Here is a 1133-nt window from a genome sequence, read left to right on the forward strand (position 1 = left end):
ACGGGTGGCGAATATAAGCTCGTGGTGCGGGTGTATTCATCGCTGCGGTACATCTCTTAGGCTAAGTACAAAATGCTAGCTGCTAACAATATGGATCGAAGTGAGACTTTTGTCACTTTTTTATAAGATGAAAAAGATTAATTTTTTGGAAGGTACACGGCCACCCAAGAAAAGGCTATAAGCCGACAATCTATTAGTCGTTTTTGATCTCAGTTAAGGTGTTTTCTTCTTCCATTACAGCCCGTTCTGCTTTGGATATATAGCGAGGTTTATCATTCTTCTTAGGCGCCAGTTTGGCATTTGCCTTCTTAAGTTTTTTCTTGAGGATGGAGTTCAGCTTCTTTTTACGATTCATCAAATCTGGCCTTTAACGATAGATAGGGGGATTCTAGTCGTTAGGAAAGCTTGGTGGAAGCTTATATACCCAAAACAATGGATTACCTCCTAAGCGGACGGGCGCTATTGGAGTAAGAGTATTTAGCTAAATACCGTCACATACTCTGCTGCACTTCTTACTGCAAATAGCAGCTCTGGTGGCAGGTCATCGAGATCCAGGCTATCCATCAGGTTTTTGATCTCAAGCCCTAGGTCAGTGTCACCCTCAATCACCAAGTCACGCTGGAAGAACAGCGTATCCGGGTCTTCTTTTTGAGCCGCGAGCAAAATAAAGCTACGCAAACTACCGCGAATACAAACATCCGTCTGCGCATCTTTCTGCATTAAAATCTCGTTTCGAGGGCCACAACTAAAGTACCAATTGATATCCGCATCGCTAATCTCGATTTTTAGCCAACGCTGTTTAAGAAAATCCATGTCACCTTGATCCAAGGCTGACTTAAAGGCCGCTTTCAGCACTCTTTTTAGCACTAAACTTTGCAGGCCAAAAGGCATATGGCGAACAGGTTTGACCAAAGTTAAAGGTAATTTTGGAAGCAGAGTTCTCGGGCTCGACAATAGCATTGTAGCTTCGCTCCTTAAAACGAGATTAGCGAACAGATATTAAAGGAAACTATATCCCGGCAAGTTGGTACATAAAATACCCACCAATAGGGATAGTGACTAGCCGGGGGATTCTTCACAATGGTCAGACGTATTATTTCGAGTATTTCTTTATGGATTTGGTCTGTCCGGCT

2 protein-coding genes are annotated in these 1133 nt (G+C 43.0%); both read right to left on the bottom strand.

The features are described from left to right. Nucleotides 1-193: 193 nt before the first annotated feature. Nucleotides 194-355 carry a DUF2986 domain-containing protein gene (locus A3766_RS29305; RefSeq protein WP_082865452.1) on the bottom strand — a complete coding sequence of 54 codons (162 nt, stop codon included), beginning with the start codon at nucleotides 353-355 and terminating at the stop codon, nucleotides 194-196. A gap of 122 nt (nucleotides 356-477) precedes the next feature. Further along, nucleotides 478-960, bottom strand: a complete 483-nt coding sequence (locus A3766_RS27255) for an SCP2 domain-containing protein (RefSeq protein WP_068642156.1) — start codon at nucleotides 958-960, stop codon at nucleotides 478-480. Nucleotides 961-1133 lie beyond the last annotated feature (173 nt).

Source organism: Oleiphilus sp. HI0132 (assembly GCF_001635845.1).

What these genes read in the sequence shown, in the direction of transcription:
- A3766_RS29305 (WP_082865452.1), bottom strand. Translation starts at nt 355, where the DNA reads ATGAATCGTAAAAAGAAGCTGAACTCCATCCTCAAGAAAAAACTTAAG.
- A3766_RS27255 (WP_068642156.1), bottom strand. Translation starts at nt 960, where the DNA reads ATGCTATTGTCGAGCCCGAGAACTCTGCTTCCAAAATTACCTTTAACT.